The organism is Pseudomonas sp. GW823-FHT02C02, from assembly GCF_058797635.1.
Map to the genome: position 1 here is coordinate 207,592 of NZ_JBXAJV010000006.1, position 18,129 is coordinate 225,720.

Annotated in this window: 12 protein-coding genes, 1 tRNA gene and 2 pseudogenes; 6 read left to right on the forward strand and 9 right to left on the reverse strand. The window is 58.4% G+C overall.

Going from position 1 to position 18,129, the window contains the following annotated elements:
• Positions 1 to 31: 31 nt before the first annotated feature.
• Both AC1ROI_RS12935 and AC1ROI_RS12940 read right to left on the reverse strand, forming a co-directional pair.
• Entirely contained in the window at positions 32 to 364 is a 333-nt protein-coding gene (locus AC1ROI_RS12935; protein ID WP_102594052.1) for a BrnA antitoxin family protein, read from the reverse strand.
• Between the two features lie 3 nt (positions 365 to 367).
• A pseudogene (locus AC1ROI_RS12940) lies at positions 368 to 657 on the reverse strand (BrnT family toxin).
• Positions 658 to 911: 254 nt separating this feature from the next.
• Between AC1ROI_RS12940 and AC1ROI_RS12945 the strand changes: the two are divergent.
• Positions 912 to 2,429: a nucleobase:cation symporter-2 family protein gene (locus AC1ROI_RS12945; RefSeq protein WP_077750249.1), complete on the forward strand. Its 1,518-nt coding sequence runs from the start codon at positions 912 to 914 to the stop codon at positions 2,427 to 2,429.
• A gap of 226 nt (positions 2,430 to 2,655) precedes the next feature.
• Here AC1ROI_RS12945 and AC1ROI_RS12950 read toward each other — a convergent pair whose 3' ends face one another.
• Entirely contained in the window at positions 2,656 to 4,173 is a 1,518-nt protein-coding gene (locus tag AC1ROI_RS12950; RefSeq protein WP_102594053.1) for an efflux transporter outer membrane subunit, read from the reverse strand.
• Between the two features lie 87 nt (positions 4,174 to 4,260).
• On the opposite strand from AC1ROI_RS12950, the gene AC1ROI_RS12955 reads away from it, so the two are divergent.
• The 3 genes from AC1ROI_RS12955 to AC1ROI_RS12965 all read left to right on the forward strand — a co-directional run bounded on the left by AC1ROI_RS12955 (position 4,261) and on the right by AC1ROI_RS12965 (position 9,263).
• Positions 4,261 to 4,881 carry a TetR/AcrR family transcriptional regulator gene (locus AC1ROI_RS12955; RefSeq protein WP_010456071.1) on the forward strand — a complete coding sequence of 207 codons (621 nt, stop codon included), beginning with the start codon at positions 4,261 to 4,263 and terminating at the stop codon, positions 4,879 to 4,881.
• Positions 4,882 to 5,058: 177 nt separating this feature from the next.
• The gene (locus tag AC1ROI_RS12960; protein WP_102599712.1) at positions 5,059 to 6,180 is read left to right on the forward strand and encodes an efflux RND transporter periplasmic adaptor subunit; all 1,122 of its coding nucleotides are present in this window, start codon (positions 5,059 to 5,061) and stop codon (positions 6,178 to 6,180) included.
• On the forward strand, positions 6,177 to 9,263 hold the full coding sequence (locus AC1ROI_RS12965; RefSeq protein WP_077750246.1) for an efflux RND transporter permease subunit: 3,087 nt from the start codon (positions 6,177 to 6,179) through the stop codon (positions 9,261 to 9,263). Before AC1ROI_RS12960 ends, AC1ROI_RS12965 begins: the two co-directional genes overlap by 4 nt.
• 267 nt (positions 9,264 to 9,530) lie before the next feature.
• Here the strand turns inward: AC1ROI_RS12965 and AC1ROI_RS12970 are convergent.
• Positions 9,531 to 10,585, reverse strand: a pseudogene (locus AC1ROI_RS12970) (tyrosine-type recombinase/integrase); the annotation flags it as partial.
• 163 nt (positions 10,586 to 10,748) lie between these two features.
• Positions 10,749 to 10,824, reverse strand: a tRNA-Asn gene (locus AC1ROI_RS12975).
• A gap of 227 nt (positions 10,825 to 11,051) precedes the next feature.
• Here AC1ROI_RS12975 and AC1ROI_RS12980 point away from each other — a divergent pair.
• Positions 11,052 to 11,282: a hypothetical protein gene (locus AC1ROI_RS12980; RefSeq protein ID WP_102594055.1), complete on the forward strand. Its 231-nt coding sequence runs from the start codon at positions 11,052 to 11,054 to the stop codon at positions 11,280 to 11,282.
• Here AC1ROI_RS12980 and AC1ROI_RS12985 read toward each other — a convergent pair.
• Together AC1ROI_RS12985 and AC1ROI_RS12990 are read right to left on the reverse strand one after the other, a co-directional pair.
• Entirely contained in the window at positions 11,279 to 11,479 is a 201-nt protein-coding gene (locus AC1ROI_RS12985) for a hypothetical protein (protein ID WP_010456060.1), read from the reverse strand. The two genes, AC1ROI_RS12980 and AC1ROI_RS12985, sit on opposite strands and share 4 nt — an antisense overlap.
• A 179-nt stretch (positions 11,480 to 11,658) precedes the next feature.
• Positions 11,659 to 12,855, reverse strand: coding sequence for an amino acid aminotransferase (locus AC1ROI_RS12990; RefSeq protein ID WP_010456058.1), 1,197 nt, complete (start codon positions 12,853 to 12,855; stop codon positions 11,659 to 11,661).
• A gap of 336 nt (positions 12,856 to 13,191) precedes the next feature.
• On the opposite strand from AC1ROI_RS12990, the gene uvrB reads away from it, so the two are divergent.
• Positions 13,192 to 15,207: an excinuclease ABC subunit UvrB gene (gene uvrB / locus AC1ROI_RS12995; protein WP_010456056.1), complete on the forward strand. Its 2,016-nt coding sequence runs from the start codon at positions 13,192 to 13,194 to the stop codon at positions 15,205 to 15,207.
• A gap of 147 nt (positions 15,208 to 15,354) precedes the next feature.
• On the opposite strand, the gene AC1ROI_RS13000 is transcribed toward uvrB, so the two are convergent.
• Both AC1ROI_RS13000 and AC1ROI_RS13005 read right to left on the reverse strand, forming a co-directional pair.
• Complete coding sequence (locus AC1ROI_RS13000; RefSeq protein WP_102594056.1) at positions 15,355 to 16,905, reverse strand: MDR family MFS transporter; 1,551 nt, start codon at positions 16,903 to 16,905, stop codon at positions 15,355 to 15,357.
• Positions 16,895 to 17,944, reverse strand: coding sequence for an HlyD family secretion protein (locus AC1ROI_RS13005; protein WP_102594057.1), 1,050 nt, complete (start codon positions 17,942 to 17,944; stop codon positions 16,895 to 16,897). The genes AC1ROI_RS13000 and AC1ROI_RS13005 overlap by 11 nt, the downstream gene beginning before the upstream one ends.
• Positions 17,945 to 18,129: the final 185 nt, after the last annotated feature.

The following is an 18,129-nucleotide window of genomic DNA, read 5'->3' on the forward strand; positions in this document are numbered from 1 at the left end:
TTCCCCCCTTGGGTCTTGAAGCGGCACACCCTCAAGGCTCAATCACACGATGGATCTCGCTCAAGACCTCAGAGAGTTTTTTCTCCAGGCTCTTCAGTTCAGATGCAGTAACGCCTTCTCTGAAATGCCCGCCATTCGCCACCGTCGCGTACTGATCGTGCGCGGTGGTTTGTTCCTTGGTGTTGAGCAGCGCCTGGCGCAGCGTGTTGTTGATCACTGTTTGGTAGCCATACCCCTCGCTCTGCGCCATGGCGCGTGCTGCTTCGATGACGACATCATCGAGCATGATGGTAATTCGGGTTTTGCCTTTGCTGGAGGCAACTGCTCCACGCTTGGCGTTGCTGAAGTCGTATTCGTCTTTCATCGTTCAATTCTCCAAATAACGACGGCGCTCGTTTTTGCTGGCGAGGCGCGCGGAAATGATTCGTACGAAATTCGGATCGCGATAGGTGTACGCAACGACCAGCAAGCGAGCTTTGGCATCCATGCCCATGACGATCCACCGTTGTTCATCGTGATGGTTGTCCCGAATCGTCAGTGCTCGTTCGTCGTAAAACACCGGTTCTGTTTCGGCGAGGCTGATGCCGCGATGCCGCGATGCTTTAATTTGTTGGCTGTGTTTTTTGCCTTGTGATACTGAATTTCGAATGACTTAATTATGCATACTTTATATGTATAAGCGAGGGGCGTCCGTGCCGGCGGTCGCTTGGAATGCAAAAGACTAGCGGGCAGGGGAGCAGGCAGATGAAGGATGTATTTCAAGATTTTTGGAGGGGAAAGGCGCGCAGCTAAAGGGCGACATGGACATGTGTCCATTATCTGACTGGTGAGTTGTATACAACTCTATAGACATTTGTCCTGACTCTTGCATACAGTGTGCGCATAACAAAAAACCAGGGAACCCCCCAACCATGAAAACGCCCCATGTTTCACACCAACGGCCTGAGGACGAAAACCTCGGGGTCGGCGCGAATATGGCTTACGGCCTGCAACATGTTCTGACCATGTACGGCGGCATCGTCGCGGTGCCTTTGATCATCGGCCAGGCGGCCGGGCTTTCGCCGGCGGACATCGGTTTGTTGATTGCTGCTTCATTGTTTGCGGGGGGCTTGGCGACATTGCTGCAGACCCTCGGTTTACCGTTTTTCGGGTGTCAGTTGCCGCTGGTACAGGGCGTGTCCTTCTCCGGTGTCGCGACGATGGTGGCGATTGTCAGCAGCGGCGGGGAGGGCGGCTTTCAGTCAATTCTCGGGGCGGTAATTGCCGCGTCGTTGATCGGATTACTGATCACGCCGGTGTTCTCGCGAATCACCAAGTTCTTCCCGCCGCTGGTGACGGGCATCGTGATCACCACCATCGGCTTGACGCTCATGCCGGTGGCTGCACGCTGGGCCATGGGCGGCAATAGCCATGCCCCGGATTTCGGCAGCATGGCCAACATCGGTCTGGCGGCGGTGACGCTGGTGTTGGTGCTGCTGCTGAGCAAGATTGGCAGCGCGACCATCTCCCGTTTGTCGATCCTGCTGGCGATGGTCATCGGCACGATCCTCGCGGTGTTCCTTGGCATGGCGGACTTCTCGTCGGTCACGCAAGGCCCGATGTTCGGCTTCCCGACCCCGTTCCACTTCGGCATGCCAACCTTCCATTTTGCCGCGATCCTGTCGATGTGCATCGTGGTCATGGTGACCCTGGTGGAAACCTCGGCGGACATCCTTGCTGTCGGTGAAATCATCGACACCAAGGTCGACTCCAAACGCCTGGGCAACGGCCTGCGCGCCGACATGCTGTCGAGCATGATCGCGCCGATCTTCGGCTCCTTCACCCAAAGCGCCTTCGCCCAGAACGTCGGGCTGGTGGCCGTGACCGGCATCAAGAGTCGTTTCGTGGTCGCCACCGGTGGCTTGTTCCTGGTGATACTCGGTCTGCTGCCGTTCATGGGCCGGGTCATCGCCGCAGTACCGACCTCGGTACTGGGTGGCGCTGGCATCGTGCTGTTCGGCACCGTGGCGGCCAGTGGCATTCGCACGCTGTCCAAGGTTGATTACCGCAACAATGTCAACCTGATCATCGTCGCCACCTCCATCGGCTTCGGCATGATCCCGATCGCCGCGCCGAATTTCTACGACCACTTCCCAAGTTGGTTCGCGACCATCTTCCACTCGGGCATCAGCTCCTCGGCGATCATGGCCATCGTGCTCAACCTGGCCTTCAACCACCTCACTGCCGGTAACTCGGATCAGCAATCGGTGTTCGCGGCCGGTACCGAGCGGGTTCTTCGATATCAGGATCTGGCGGCGTTGCGTGAAGGGGATTACTTCAGCGAAGGTAAACTGCGTGACTGCGACGGGAACGAGATTCCGGTGGTGGAAGCGGCCCATGAATCGAGCGAGCATCGAGCGTCTCATGCTAAAAGCAGTGAGCATGTCTGACGGCGGCACCTGCTAAACAGGCCGATCTGTTGAATAGACAGATCGGCCTTTTGCTTTTCCAGCGGCCACAAAAAAGCCCCTGAACCTTTCGATTCAGGGGCTTTTCGATATTGCTGTCTGGCTCACGACCTGGACTCGAACAGAAAAATAAGCATTTGTTCTACAATGAAATTATTCTGCTTTTTAGTATATATATCCCTACGATTATCCTAATCCAGCCCGTATTTTATTGGAGTTCTTTCGATATCCCTGGATCAGGAAAAAACATTCGAGTTTCCGCTCTTTTTGAGACAACGCGAGCATCTGAGTCATCTCGCTGCCAACCGCCACCCAAGGCTTTGAACGTGGCCACTGCAGCGCGAGCCGATTCAGTTTGTGCCTGGGCTCTGCCATCAGATGCCGCTAGGAGATGTTCATCGGCATCCAGCACTTCGATCAAGCTGACCACGCCTTTTTCATAGGCGGCAAACGATGTCGCTCTGGCTTTCGCATACGCCGACTCGCCTTGGGCGAGTTGGGTCGATTGTTGCTCGCGATTGATCCGTGCCGAAACAGCGCTTTCCACATCTTCGCAGGCCCGCAGAACGGACTGGCGGTAAGCGGCCAAGGCTTCGGCTTCCTGGCCCTTTGCCAAATCAATCTGGGCGTTGATGCGGCCAAAATCAAACAGCCGCCAGCGTAATCCCAGTGCCGCCGAAGCCTGACTGGCGCCGTTGCTGAACAGGTTTGCGCTGGATACCGATGTAGCACTGCCGAGCAGCGCAGCCACAGACAGTTTGGGGTAGTACTCGGACATGGCTTCGCCGATGCGCGCGCTGGATGCTGCAAGACGGCGCTCCGCGACGATCAAGTCTGGACGCCGACGCAGCAGGTCGGCTGGAGCGCCCATGTCCGAGAGGCCTGGCACCTCAGGGATGGGCGCCAGCTTAGTCAACTGCGCACTGTAAGTGCCGGGCGCCTTGCCCAACATGACATCCAGCGCATTCATTGCCGTGTCAATGCCTGCTTGCAGTACCGGCACGGTGGCCTGCGCTTGGTTCAGCGCGCCTTGGGTCTGGTTCAACTGCAGTTCAGCCGCCAGGCCTTTTGTGTAGAGATGTTCGATGGTGGTGAGCAGTTGTTGTCGTGTGTCTACTTGCTGCCGGGCAATTTCCAGACGTGCTTGCAGGCCACGGATGCTGATGTAAAGGTCGGCTGTTTGCGCGACCACTGCCAGGCGTGTGGCAATCGCTCCGGCTTGCGAGGCCTGATAATCGGCGAAGGCCGCTTCTTTACCTCGGCGCAGCCCGCCAAACACATCCAGCTCCCAGCCGGCATTCAAGTTCGCCTCATAGGCGCTGCCGTAGCGATTATAGGAAGGGGCTGAATTCAGCACTTGGCCCAACGGCGTCTCCAATGACTGACGGGCTCGGGCCGCCTGACCATTGACGGTAGCCGACGGCAGGAGGGCTGCGTTAGCTGCGCCCAAACCGGCGCGAGCCTGCTCGATCCTTGCGGTTGCCTGGGCTAAATCGAGGTTCTGTTCAAGTGCTCGATTTATCAGTTGACTGAGTATCGGGTCATTAAATGCATTCCACCAAGCGGCGAGATCGGCATTTGCAGCGTCCACTTGCCGTGCCTTGGACGTTTGCGCCGAGAAATGCTCGGGCAATTCCACGCGGGGTTCTGAGTAGTCGGGGCCCACTGAGCAACCTGCAACCATACCCAAACACAGTAAGACGGCGAAACGAGGAGGAGGGTGCATGCGATGCCTGCGAAAGGGTCGATTTGTGACGATATTACAATTTGGTCACAAGTTGTCAACCACCTTTGGGATGAGTAAGCTGCTCGCATGAATCAGCCATCAGTTTCTTCGCCCAGCGCCCGTGGCCCAGCCGATCACGACATTCGAGACCAGATTGTTGCGGCGGCCAACGAACATTTCAGTCAATACGGTTATGGCAAAACAACAGTTTCTGACCTAGCCAAGGCCATCGGCTTTTCCAAGGCTTACATCTACAAATTCTTTGAATCCAAGCAGGCGATTGGTGAAGCAATCTGTACAAATTGCCTGACTGAAATCGTTGCGGCAGTGGAGCAAGCCATCAATGTAGACGGCATCTCCCCGACTGAACGTTTTCGGCGCTTGGTCAAAACCTTAATCGCTACAGGTGTGAGCCTGTTCTTTAACGACCGTAAACTCTACGACATCGCAGCGTTCTCCGCGTCGGAGCGATGGCCCAGCTCACAAGTCTATGACGCTCAGATTAAGAGCTTCGTGTTGCAAATCGTGCGTGAGGGGCGAGAGCTCGGCGAGTTTGAACGCAAGACTCCGCTGGACGAGACGGTAGAGTCGATTCATCTCGCTCTGCGGCCTTTCATGAATCCTCTGCTATTGCAGTACAACCTCGATTTTGTTGAAGAAGCCCCTTCTCTCATCTCCAATCTTGTTCTGCGCAGCCTGATGCCTTAAACCTCTGCTGACGGATGCGCTGCGCATCCGTATCAGCGTGTGCGCCTGAAAAAACTAGATATCGAGCCTCTTTGCTCTGCTCTGATCAAGTGGGCGATGTTCATTCGTCTCGGTAGTGACTATTGACAGAAATGGTCACTTGAATAAGCATGATGCATCCGCTACCGAGAGGTCTTTATGATCCAGCGCCACCGCATGTCAGCCATTTTCATTGTCTTGTTGCCGTTTGCCCTAGCGGCCTGCAACGAGGCCACGCCTGCCGATCCTCGCCTTCAAACGCCCTTGGTGCGCATCGGCGTGGTTCAACCCTCCGCGCCTGCGGCACGGGTATTCACCGGTATCGTCGCGGCCCGAATTCAGAGCGACCTCGGTTTTCGGGTGCCAGGGAAGGTCTTGGAGCGTTTGGTGGATGCTGGACAGAGTGTCAAGCGCGGGCAGCCCCTTATGCGAATCGATGCCAACGACCTGACGCTGACCGCGCGGGCACAGAAGGAAGCGGTACTGGCCGCCATGGCCCGAGCTCGGCAGGCCTCCGATGACGAGCTTCGCTACCGTGATCTGGTGTCCGTCGGAGCGGTATCTGCTTCAGCTTATGCAGGGTTCAAAGCTGCTGCCGACTCGGCGAAAGCCCAACTCAACGCTGCCCAGGCCCAGGCTGATGTGGCGAAAAACGCGACCGGTTATTCGACGTTGCTGGCGGATGCTGACGGGGTGGTAGTGGATACCTTGGCGGAGCCGGGGCAGGTAGTTGGCGCAGGGCAGGTGGTGGTACGCGTTGCCCATTCAGGGCAGCGCGAGGCGGTGATCCAGTTGCCCGAGACGTTACGTCCTGCGCTGGGCTCGGCGGCGAGGGTTGAGCTGTACGGCCAGCACCAGACTGCAGGTAATGCGCGTTTACGCCAGTTGTCCGACTCTGCCGACCGACAGACCCGAACGTTTGAAGCGCGTTATGTGCTGGAGGGGGCGCTCTCCAACGCCACCCTGGGTTCGACGATCTCAGTGGTTATCGCTGACACGGATGTTGCTGATGCCAAGGAATTACAGGTGCCCATGGGGGCCCTCTACGACGCCGGTAAAGGCCCGGGGGTCTGGGTGGTGGGCGGGGAACCTGAGCAGGTGGCATGGCGCCCGATCAAGGTTCGTGGCCTGAATAATGAGGCCAGCGTGCGCGTGACGGGTGATCTGCAGGTGGGTGATCGTGTTGTCGCATTGGGTGCTCACTTGCTGAGCGAGGGAGAGAAGGTCAGGACTGAACTCGCCGATGCTCCGCAAAATTCAGTGGTTGAGGTAAGTCGATGAGCGGCTTCAATCTTTCGGCGCTGGCCGTACGCGAGCGCTCAATCACGCTGTTTTTGATCCTGCTGATTTCTGTGGGTGGGTTGTACGCCTTCTTCAAACTGGGGCGTGCGGAAGATCCCGCATTCACCATTAAACAAATGACGGTGGTTACTGCCTGGCCTGGGGCGACGGCCCAGGAGATGCAAGACCAAGTGGTAGAAAAGCTGGAAAAACGCATGCAGGAGCTGCGTTGGTACGATCGGACCGAGACCTTTACCCGACCCGGTTTGGCATTCACTACGGTGTACCTGCTCGACAGCACGCCGCCCTCAGCGGTCCAGGAGGAGTTTTACCAGGCGCGCAAGAAAATTCTGGATGAGCAGAAGGGGTTGCCGTCTGGGGTGATCGGCCCGATGGTCAACGATGAGTATTCCGATGTCACCTTCGCGCTCTATGCGCTCAAGGCCAAGGGCGAGCCGCAACGTCTATTGGTGCGCGAAGCCGAGAGCTTGCGCCAGCGTTTGCTGCATGTAGCGGGGGTGAAGAAGGTCAACATCATCGGTGAACAGGCCGAGCGCGTTTTTGTCGAGCTGTCCTACGAGCGTCTGGCGACACTGGGCATTTCTGCACGAGACATCTTCAGTGCGCTGAACACGCAAAACATGATAACCCCGGCAGGTTCGGTAGAAGCGAAGGGCCCACAGGTTTTCATCCGCCTGGATGGCGCGTTTGATGACCTGCAGAAGATTCGCGATACCCCGCTGACAGTGCAGGGCAGAACCCTCAAGTTGTCCGATGTGGCTGAGGTCAAGCGCGGTTATGAGGACCCCGCGACATTCCTGGTACGCAACAACGGCGAGCCGGCACTGTTGCTCGGCGTGGTCATGCGCGATGGCTGGAACGGCCTGGATTTGGGGAAGTCGCTGGATGCTGAGGCAACAGCGATCAATGAGCAGATGCCTTTGGGCATGAGTCTGACCAAGGTCACGGATCAGGCGGTGAATATTGGCGCATCCGTCAACGAGTTCATGGTGAAGTTTTTTGCTGCCTTGGGCGTGGTGCTGCTGGTGTGTTTTCTCAGCATGGGCTGGCGTGTCGGCGTTGTGGTTGCCGCAGCGGTGCCGCTGACTCTGGCGGCCGTGTTCATTGTCATGGCGGCCACGGGCAAAGATTTCGATCGAATTACCCTGGGCTCGTTGATTCTGGCGCTGGGGCTGCTGGTGGACGATGCAATCATTGCCATTGAAATGATGGTGGTGAAGATGGAGGAGGGCTACGACCGAATCAAGGCCTCCGCTTATGCCTGGAGCCACACGGCCGCGCCGATGTTGTCGGGGACGTTGGTGACGGCGATCGGCTTTATGCCCAACGGTTTTGCCAAGTCGACCGCTGGTGAGTACACCGCGAACATGTTCTGGATCGTTGGCATTGCGCTGATCACTTCCTGGGTGGTGGCCGTGGTGTTTACCCCTTACCTGGGCGTCAAACTGCTGCCGCAGATCAAGGTGCCTGAAGGCGGGCATACGGCGATTTACGGTACACCGAACTACCAGCGTTTCAGGCGCCTGCTGGGCAGTGTGATCCGCCGCAAAGGCCTGGTGGCGACATCCGTCGTGGGCTTGTTTGTTGTTGCGATTCTGGGCATGGGCGTGGTCAAGAAGCAGTTCTTTCCAACATCCGACCGACCTGAGGTGCTGGTTGAGGTGCAGATGCCTTACGGCACCTCTATCGAACAGACTGATGTGGCGGCGGCCAAGGTCGAGGCGTGGTTGGCTCAGCAGCCGGAAGCCAAGATCGTCACCGCTTACATTGGCCAGGGCGCGCCACGCTTCTATTTGGCGATGGCCCCTGAGCTACCCGATCCATCCTTCGCAAAAATCGTCGTCCTGACGGCGAATCAGCAAGAGCGTGAGGCGCTCAAGATTCGGCTCAGGCAAGCCACGGCCGATGGTTTGGCGCCTGAAGCCCGCGTGCGGGTGACGCAGTTGGTATTTGGTCCTTACTCACCGTATCCGGTGGCCTTTCGGGTGATGGGCGCCGACCCCGCAGTGTTGCGGGATATCGCCGCGCAGGTGCGTGAGGTCATGACCGCCAGCCCCATGATGAGAACCGTCAACACCGACTTGGGCGAGCGCGTGCCGGCACTTCATCTCACGCTGGATCAGGATCGCCTGCAAGCATTCGGCTTGACCTCGACCGATGTCGCGCAACAGCTGCAATTTCTGCTCACGGGGGTGCCTGTCACCGAGGTGCGTGAGGACATTCGTTCGGTTCAGGTGGTCGCTCGCTCCGCTGGTGAGACGCGTCTGGATCCATCGAAAATTGCCGCCTTCACGCTGAACGGCGTCCAAGGCCAGCGCGTTTCGCTGTCCCAGGTAGGGGCGGTGGATGTGCGCATGGAAGAGCCCATCCTGCGACGTCGTGATCGTACGCCGACAATAACCGTGCGCGGTGACGTGGCTGAAGGTCTTCAGCCTCCCGATGTCTCCAACGCCTTGATAACGCAGTTGCAACCTATCATCGAAAAGCTGCCGGCGGGCTACCGCATTGAGTTTGCCGGCGCGATCGAGGAGTCGGGTAAAGCAAACAAGGCATTGCTGCCGTTGTTCCCGATCATGATCGCGCTGATGTTGCTGACCATCATCATTCAGGTGCGCTCGATGTCGGCAATGATGATGGTGTTCGCCACCGCGCCTTTGGGCCTGATTGGTGTGGTGCCAATTCTGCTGCTGTTCCAGCAGCCGTTCGGGATCAACGCCTTGGTGGGATTGATTGCCTTGTCAGGGATTCTGATGCGCAACACGCTGATCCTCATTGGCCAGATTCACTCTAATAAGCAAGCCGGACTGTCGCCTTATGACGCAGTGGTCGAAGCCACTGTGCAGCGTGCACGGCCAGTGATTCTCACGGCGTTGGCGGCGATGCTGGCGTTCATTCCGCTGACCCATTCGGTGTTCTGGGGAACGCTGGCCTACACCCTGATTGGCGGTACGTTTGCTGGCACCGTGCTGACCCTGGTGTTCCTGCCAGCGATGTACGCCCTCTGGTTCAAGATCAAGCCTGAGCCCGCGCATGAGCTTGCAGCGAACACTCATGTTGCTTGATACCTGCGTGTCTGGATCGTCTCAAAAAGGAAAATCGATATGAGCTCGTTGGCCCAGATTACTTAGCAGTTTGATCCCGCTGCGCCCTTTGTGGCTCCGGCCAACTGGCTCCAGGGAAGAGCTGTGTTTGACGGGCTATCTCGAGCCTGTCATTGCAGGCGGTGTTGTTTGAGGCATGGCTGGATTGTGGGCTCGCCAGACCATAGCGATTTTTACCTGGCGTGCAGTGAACTCAGCGCAATAGTTGTTTCTGCTGTCCCACCTTCAGAGATTACCGCGTTCCTTGTGGCTCATCTGCCGCTCGATGGCTGTGTCCGTCCACAAACCTGACTCGATCAGTGCGCTGCAGGCCATCGAACGAAACCCATGCCCACAGATCTCGGATTTGGTGTCGTACCCCATCTTCCGAAGCGCGCTGTTCACCGTGTTTTCGGAGATTGGTTTCCAAGACTTGGTATCGCTTGCCATCTTCGTATCCCTTGTGGAAAAGGGTACACCTTCCAACGCTGGTCGCGTGTCGGGTATTTCCCAGGCGCCGCGCTTGAGGTCGAACTCGCTCCAGCGGGCGAAGCGCAGCTTGCTGGAGGGTACAAACACGTGCAGCGACAGCAAGACCGTCAGCCGGGTAAGTGCCCGGCCTTTATAGGTGGCGATCCGTTCCGGCAATTCAGGCAGGCGCGATAAGGATAAAGCGGGACGGTGGACGACCCGCGAGGCTTTGATCGAGCCTACGAGGTCGTAAGCAGGGTTTACGGTGATAAGCCGGAGGCGCTTTGCCTCGCGCATGATGCTCCGCAGGTAGTTTTGTACCCTTAAAGCAATGTCTACCGTTCCGCAGTTCTTAATCGCTTCCAGGGGCTGCATAAGATCGTGGGTATCAAGGTCGACAATGGCGCGAGCGCCGATCAGTGTGAAGAGGTGAGTTTTGAGGCGACTCATCACTGTCTTGGAATAGTCCGGTGCCCACTTGGCTGACATTTCCGTGTGCCAGCCGAGGGCAACGCTTTCAAAGGTGCGGTCTTTGATCGGAGCGTTCGTCTTGGCTTGGTTCTTGGCTCCTATAGGGTCAATGCCATCCGCCAGCATTCGCTTGGCCTCCAAGCGCTTGCGGCGCGCAGCCGCGAGGCCAACGATGGGGTAGTTGCCGAATGAGGTCAGTCCTTCCCGGCCATCAGGTTTGACGTATCTGAGACGCCAGCCTTTGCGGCCATTGGGTTGGACTAGAGGTAAAGGCCGTCGCCGTCGAAAAGCTTATAGGCGCGGTCTGTGGGCTTGGCCGAACGGCAAGCGGCGTCGGAGAGTGGGGCAGTAGTGCGCGACATAAGGGGACTCCCTTTTATCGAACTGACCTTTATCCCAAACTCTACCTTTAAAATGGCTGGTACCCCTCCGGGGTCCAACAGAACGCCAGAACGAAAAAACCCGCCATAAGGCGGGTTTTTCGGGGCTATCAGAGATTTTTGAAGTCTTCTCTGGAACCTTGTATGGCTCCACGACCTGGACTCGAACCAGGGACCCAGTGATTAACAGTCACTTGCTCTACCAACTGAGCTATCGCGGAATGGCGCGTATGTTACTGATTCAGAAAGAGAAGTCAAGCATCTGTTAGCAACTTGATGGATTCATGGAGACGGACGGTGGTTTATCGGCAGTGGGCGGTTACCAGAATCGCCTCAGAGGTCTACCATGGCCGCCCGGAAGTGGTTACACGCGCTGCCGGCCATTCGCCGAAAAGGTACGTGCCATGAATCACCCAATCCTCACCCCTCAAGACAACGGGGTGTTCGCATGAGCATCGCTCAGATCAGCCTGCCCAAAGGTGTCGGCCCGCATGCCGAGAAGCTGTTTGACGCGATCACCCAAGCCAACACCGCTGACGATCTGAACCGCGCGGGCGGCAAGGCTGAGGGCTTCGTCCTCGGTCTGGAAAGCGCCAAAGCGATCAAGAGTCAGGTCGCCGAAGCGCTCTACGTCGCCTATGACGATGCCGCCAGTCAGCGTGCGACCGAACTGGCTTAACCGCCGAAGGTGACCGTGGCGAGCATCAGCTTGGCGTACAGCATCGTGGCGGCCAGTTGCACCAGCCACAAGGCCAGGCCGCCGAGAAATACGCCAGCGGCCACTTGCAGCACCAGGTTGTTACCGCGTTTGGCCGGTGTGCGAGGGACAAAATGGTCCAGTTCGTCACGGTCGGCGCGTAGGTCATCGTTTTTCATGTGGGTTCTCGTAAGAATTCTCAGGTGTACACAAAACCTGTAGGAGCGAGCGGTGCGGCGATCCTGCAGGTGCATCGTTGTGTGGAGTTTAGAGGGCGCCGATAGCGCTTTGACACTTATCTGCGACGAATAAAAAACGGGAAGCCCCGAGGCTTCCCGTTTTCCGTACTGCGCGAGACTCAGATCACCGCAACGATGGCCTTGGTCACTGCATCAATGTTGCTCTGATTCAACGCCGCCACACAGATGCGGCCGGTGTCCAGGGCGTAGATGCCGAACTCGCTGCGCAGGCGGGTGACTTGCTCAACCGTCAGGCCGGAGTAGGAGAACATGCCGCGCTGACGACCGACGAAGCTGAAATCACGCTGTGGCGCGTTTTTCGCCAGCAGGTCGACCATCTGGGTGCGCATGCCACGAATCCGCAGGCGCATTTCCGCCAGCTCTTCTTCCCACTGGGCGCGCAGTTTCGGGCTGTTCAGGACCGCGGCGACGATGCTGGCACCGTGGGTCGGCGGGTTGGAGTAGTTGGTGCGGATCACGCGTTTGACTTGCGACAGCACGCGCGCGCTTTCTTCTTTCGATTCGCTGACGATCGACAGGGCGCCAACGCGCTCGCCGTACAGCGAGAAGGATTTGGAGAACGAGCTGGAGACGAAGAAGGTCAGGCCCGATTCAGCAAACAGGCGCACCGCAGCGGCGTCTTCGTCGATGCCATCGCCAAAACCCTGGTAGGCCATGTCGAGGAACGGCACGTGACCTTTGGCTTTCACCACGTCCAGGACGTTTTTCCAGTCCGCCGGGCTCAGGTCCACGCCGGTCGGGTTGTGGCAGCAGGCGTGCAGCACAACGATCGAGCCGGAAGGCAAGGCGTTCAGGTCTTCAAGCAGACCGGTACGATTAACGTCATGGGTCGCGGCGTCGTAGTAGCGGTAGTTCTGCACCGGGAAACCAGCGGTTTCGAACAGGGCGCGGTGGTTTTCCCAGCTCGGGTCGCTGATCGCCACAACGGCGTTCGGCAGCAGTTGCTTGAGGAAGTCGGCGCCGATTTTCAGGGCGCCCGTACCGCCAACGGCCTGGGTGGTGATGACGCGGCCAGCGGCGATCAGTGGCGAGTCATTGCCGAACAGCAGTTTCTGCACTGCCTGGTCGTAGGCGGCGATACCGTCGATTGGCAAGTAGCCACGGGAAGCGTGTTGAGCGACGCGAATCGTCTCGGCTTCGACAACGGCGCGCAGGAGTGGAATTTTCCCCTCCTCGTTGCAGTAAACACCGACTCCCAGGTTGACCTTGTTGGTACGGGTATCGGCGTTGAATGCTTCGTTGAGGCCCAGGATTGGATCGCGTGGTGCCATTTCGACAGCGGAGAACAGGCTCATTTTTGCGGCGGCTCTGAATGGAGTGTGGAGGGACGTGTCGCGCTCCAGCCGAATGCACTAGAGCGGTGCACAAACGGGGAGCTAGTATAGAGGCCATCTGCGATTGATGGCGACAGACGAATCAGCTTTTCAGGTAAGTTTTTTCGATTATTTTTCGACCGTTAGTCGAATGCCGGCATCAAAGACTTCAAGGGATGTAGGACGTTTGCCTTGAAAGCGCAGGCAATCGGCTCCACATTGAGCACAATCCTGTTTTTTCCTCGGGCGACGTGAGTCGTTTGCGGTCTTTCTCGTTGCTGCCGGTTTGACCGCGCTGGCGCGATATCAGAGGTATACATGTCTGAATTCCAGCTAGTCACCCGCTTCGAGCCCGCCGGCGATCAGCCGGAAGCCATCCGCCTGATGGTCGAGGGCATCGAAGCCGGGCTGGCGCACCAGACGTTGCTTGGTGTGACCGGCTCGGGCAAGACCTTCAGCATCGCCAACGTGATCGCCCAGGTACAGCGTCCGACCTTGGTGCTGGCGCCGAACAAGACCCTGGCCGCGCAGTTGTATGGTGAGTTCAAGGCGTTCTTCCCGAACAATGCCGTCGAGTACTTCGTTTCCTACTACGACTACTACCAGCCAGAAGCCTATGTGCCGTCATCGGACACCTTCATCGAGAAAGACGCCTCGATCAACGACCACATCGAGCAGATGCGGCTGTCCGCGACCAAGGCGCTGCTGGAACGCAAGGACGCGATCATCGTCACCACGGTGTCGTGCATCTACGGTTTGGGCAGTCCGGAAACCTATTTGAAAATGGTGCTGCACGTGGATCGCGGCGACAAGCTCGATCAACGTGCGTTGCTGCGTCGCCTGGCAGACTTGCAATACACCCGCAACGACATGGAGTTCGCCCGGGCGACCTTCCGGGTGCGCGGCGATGTGATCGATATCCACCCGGCGGAATCCGACTTCGAAGCGATCCGCATCGAGCTGTTCGATGACGAAGTCGAGAGCCTGTCGGCTTTCGATCCGCTGACCGGCGAAGTAATCCGCAAGTTGCCGCGATTCACTTTCTACCCGAAAAGCCACTACGTGACGCCACGGGAAACCCTGCTGGGTGCCGTCGAAGGGATCAAGGTCGAATTGCAGGAGCGCCTGGATTACCTGCGCACCAACAACAAACTGGTGGAAGCCCAGCGCCTGGAGCAGCGCACCCGTTTCGACCTGGAGATGATCCTCGAACTGGGTTACTGCAACGGTATCGAAAACTACTCGCGCTACCTGTCGGGCCGTGAATCCGGCCAGGCGCCACCGACCCTCTTCGACTACCTGCCGGCCGACGCCTTGCTGGTGATCGACGAATCCCACGTCAGCGTGCCGCAGGTCGGCGCCATGTATAAGGGCGACCGTTCCCGTAAAGAGACGCTGGTGGAATACGGCTTCCGCTTGCCGTCAGCGCTGGATAACCGGCCGATGCGTTTCGACGAATTTGAAAGCATCAGCCCGCAGACGATTTTCGTCTCGGCCACGCCGGGCAATTACGAAGCGGAACACGCCGGTCGCGTGGTCGAGCAACTGGTTCGCCCAACTGGCCTGGTGGACCCGCAGATCGAAATCCGCCCGGCGTTGACCCAAGTCGACGACTTGCTCTCGGAAATCGGTAAACGTGTGGCGCTGGAAGAGCGGGTGCTGGTGACTACGCTGACCAAGCGCATGTCTGAAGACTTGACCGATTACCTGGCCGACCATGGCGTGCGGGTGCGTTACCTGCACTCGGACATCGACACCGTGGAGCGGGTCGAAATCATCCGCGATCTGCGTCTGGGCACGTTCGATGTGCTGGTGGGGATCAACCTGCTGCGTGAAGGCCTGGACATGCCGGAAGTGTCGCTGGTGGCGATTCTCGATGCAGACAAAGAGGGTTTCCTGCGTTCCGAGCGTTCGTTGATCCAGACCATCGGCCGGGCCGCGCGTAACCTCAATGGCCGGGCGATTCTGTATGCGGATCGCATCACCGGTTCCATGGAGCGGGCGATCGGCGAGACCGAACGGCGTCGCGACAAGCAGATCGCCTTCAACCTCGCCAATGGCATCACGCCGAAGGGTGTATTCAAGGACGTGGCCGACATCATGGAAGGCGCCACCGTGCCCGGTTCGCGCAGCAAGAAGCGCAAAGGCATGGCCAAGGCTGCCGAGGAAAGCGCCAAGTACGAAGCCGAATTGCGCTCACCGGGCGAGATCGCCAAGCGCATCAAAGCGCTGGAAGAGAAGATGTACGCGCTGGCGCGGGATCTGGAGTTTGAAGCGGCGGCGCAGATGCGCGATGAGATTGGCAAGTTGCGGGATCGATTGATTACTGTCTGAGATTTGCGGTGAATGTGCATGCGCCTTCGCGGACGAGCCTCGCGCCTTCTGATTTTGTGCCGTTCACATCTCGCGGGCGCGCCACAAACCTTGTAGGAGCGAGGCTCGCCCGCGAAGGCGTCCGAAAGGTCACCACCGCAATCGGGGTTAGTGCGCCTCGCCAGCCTTGAGCCCCACCGGCAACGCTTTGGTCAACAACACCGCAATCATGCTGATCCCCAGCGCAATCCCGACAAAGTGAAACGCATCGTTGTACGCCATGATCGACGCCTGCTGATGCGCAATCTCGCTCAGCTTGCCCAGCGCTGCCGTCTCACTGCCGAACCGGTCCGTCATCGACGCCATTCGCTCCGCCACTTGCGGATTGCTCGGCACGATGGATTCACGCAAGTAATCAAAGTAGGTCTTGGTTCGCGCGTCCAGCAAGGTCGCGAGGAGGGCGATGCCAATCGCGCCGCCGAGGTTGCGCAGGATATTGAACAGGCTCGACGCCGACCCCGCGTCCTGCGGCAGGATGTAAGCGGTGGCGATCAGCGAGATGGTCACCATGATCAGCGGCTGGCCCAGCGCCCGGATGATCTGGATCTGATTGAACTGCGGCCCGGCAAAGTCCGGGTTCAGCACCCCCGACGAAAAACTCGCCAACCCGAACAGCCCGAAGCCTATTGCGCACAGCCATTTGGGCGACACGTATTTCATCAGCTTGGGCACCAGCGGAATCAGAAACAGCTGCGGCACGCCCATCCACATGATCACTTCGCCGATCTGCAGGGCGTTGTAGTTCTGGATCTGCGCCAGGTACAGCGGTAACAGGAAAATCGAGCCGTACAAGCCGACGCCCATTCCTAGGCTGGAAATACTCGACAAACCGAAGTTTCGATTACCCAGAATGCCGAGGTTGATCAGCGGATTGGGCTTGGAAAACTGCACGATTACAAAAGTGATCAGGCTCACCAGCGCGATGCTGCCCAGGGTCACGATCAGGTTCGACTCGAGCCAGTCCTTGCGATGGCCTTCTTCCAGAAACACCTGCAAACAGCCGAGGCCGACGCCAAGCGTGAGGATGCCCATGTAGTCGGTGCTTTTGAGCAGTTCCCAGTGCGCCTCTTTCTTCTCAAGGCCGTACATCAGACCGGCGATCATGATCAGGCCGGGCGGTATGTTGATGTAGAAAATGTACTCCCAGCCCCAGTTTTCGGTCAGCCAGCCGCCAAGGGTTGGGCCAATGGAGGGCGCGAACGTCGCGGTCATGGCAAACATGGCCATGCCTTTGGCGCGGTGGTGTTCCGGGAGTTTGATCAGGGTGAGGGTGAATGCCAGCGGAATCAGGGCGCCGCCGGTGAATCCCTGTAACGCTCGAAAGATGATCATGCTCTCCAGGCTCCAGGCCATGGAGCAAAGCAGCGAGGCGGCGAGAAATCCCAATGACACCCAGACTGCCAGGCGTCGCGCCGACAGCAGCTGCACCAGCCACGCGGTCAGCGGGATCATGATGATTTCCGCCACCAGATAGGACGTGGAAATCCACGAGCCTTCTTCCAGGGTCGCCGACAGCGCGCCCTGAATATCCTTGAGCGACGAGTTGGTGATCTGGATATCCAGCACGGCCATGAAGGCGCCGAGCATCACGCTCATCACCGCAATCCAGTCCCGCCGGGTCGGTTCGCCGGCCGGGCGGATCAGTTGATCACCGGTCATCGTCAGGGGCGTCTTTGATGTTCACTTTGGCGGTGACCGACATCCCCGGGCGAATCTTGCCGTGCAGCGGGTTGTCCGCAGCGAACGTCAGTTTTACCGGGATCCGTTGTACGACTTTGGTGAAATTGCCCGTGGCATTGTCCGGCGGCAACAGGCTGAACTGTGCGCCCGAGGCGGCGAACAGGCTGTCGACCCGTGCGTCTATCGGTGTGTCGCTGTAGGCGTCGAAAGTCAGCGTGGCTTTCTGGCCGGGCTGCATGTGGCCGATCTGGGTTTCCTTGAAGTTGGCCTGAATCCAGATGTCCTGGTCCGGGACGATCGACAGCAGATAAGCGCCGGCCTGCACGTATTGGCCTTGTCGAGCCGCGCGCTGGCCGATCAGGCCGCTGATCGGCGCGTGGATTTCGCTGCGGGTCAGGTTCAGTTCGGCCTGGGCGAGGTCGGTTTTGGCATTGGCGATCATCGCGTCGAGGCGCTTGATCTCGGCGCTCAAGGAATTGACTTGCTGGCGTTGGCTTTGTGCGTCGGCCTGGGCCTTGGTCACTTGCGAACGGGCGATGTGGTTGTCGGCGGAGAGGGTGGTCACCCGTTCCTCCGAGACGTAGCCGGGTTTGCGCAGGGTTTGCGCGCGGGACAAGTCGATCTGCGAACGCCCAAGGCTGGCCTGGCTGGAGGCGACTTGCGCCTCGCTGGCGGCGATCAGGCTGGCTTGCTGGGTCAGTTTGCTTTGCGCCTGCAAACGTTCGGCTTGTCGGGTAGCGAGGGTGGCATTGGCGCGGTCGACGGCGAGGTGGAAGTCATCGCCTTCGAGCTTGATCAGCAACTGGCCTTTCTCAACGTGCTGATTGTCCTGCACCAGCACCTGATCGATGCGCGCGCCCAATTGGCTTGAGACACGGGTGATCTCGCCCTGGACATAGGCGTTGTCGGTGCTTTCATAAAACCGCCCCTTGAAGAACCATTGGGCGAAGAAGCCCCCGGCAATCAGCAGGACGATCAGCAGGAAAATAAACAGGCGTCGCTTGAGTTGGGCAGGCATGGGGCAGACTGTAGTCGAGAAATTGTAAGGAAAGTTATCAGCAGGTGAATCTTGCATACAGTCGATAGTGGGTAAATGCCATCGGCTGATAATCCGTCATTCATCGCGGCTCAGGCCCGTTGTAGACGCAACCTTGGCTTAAATGCCCTGCTGACTGGAGCCGGGCGGGTATCGCCTGTTACCAT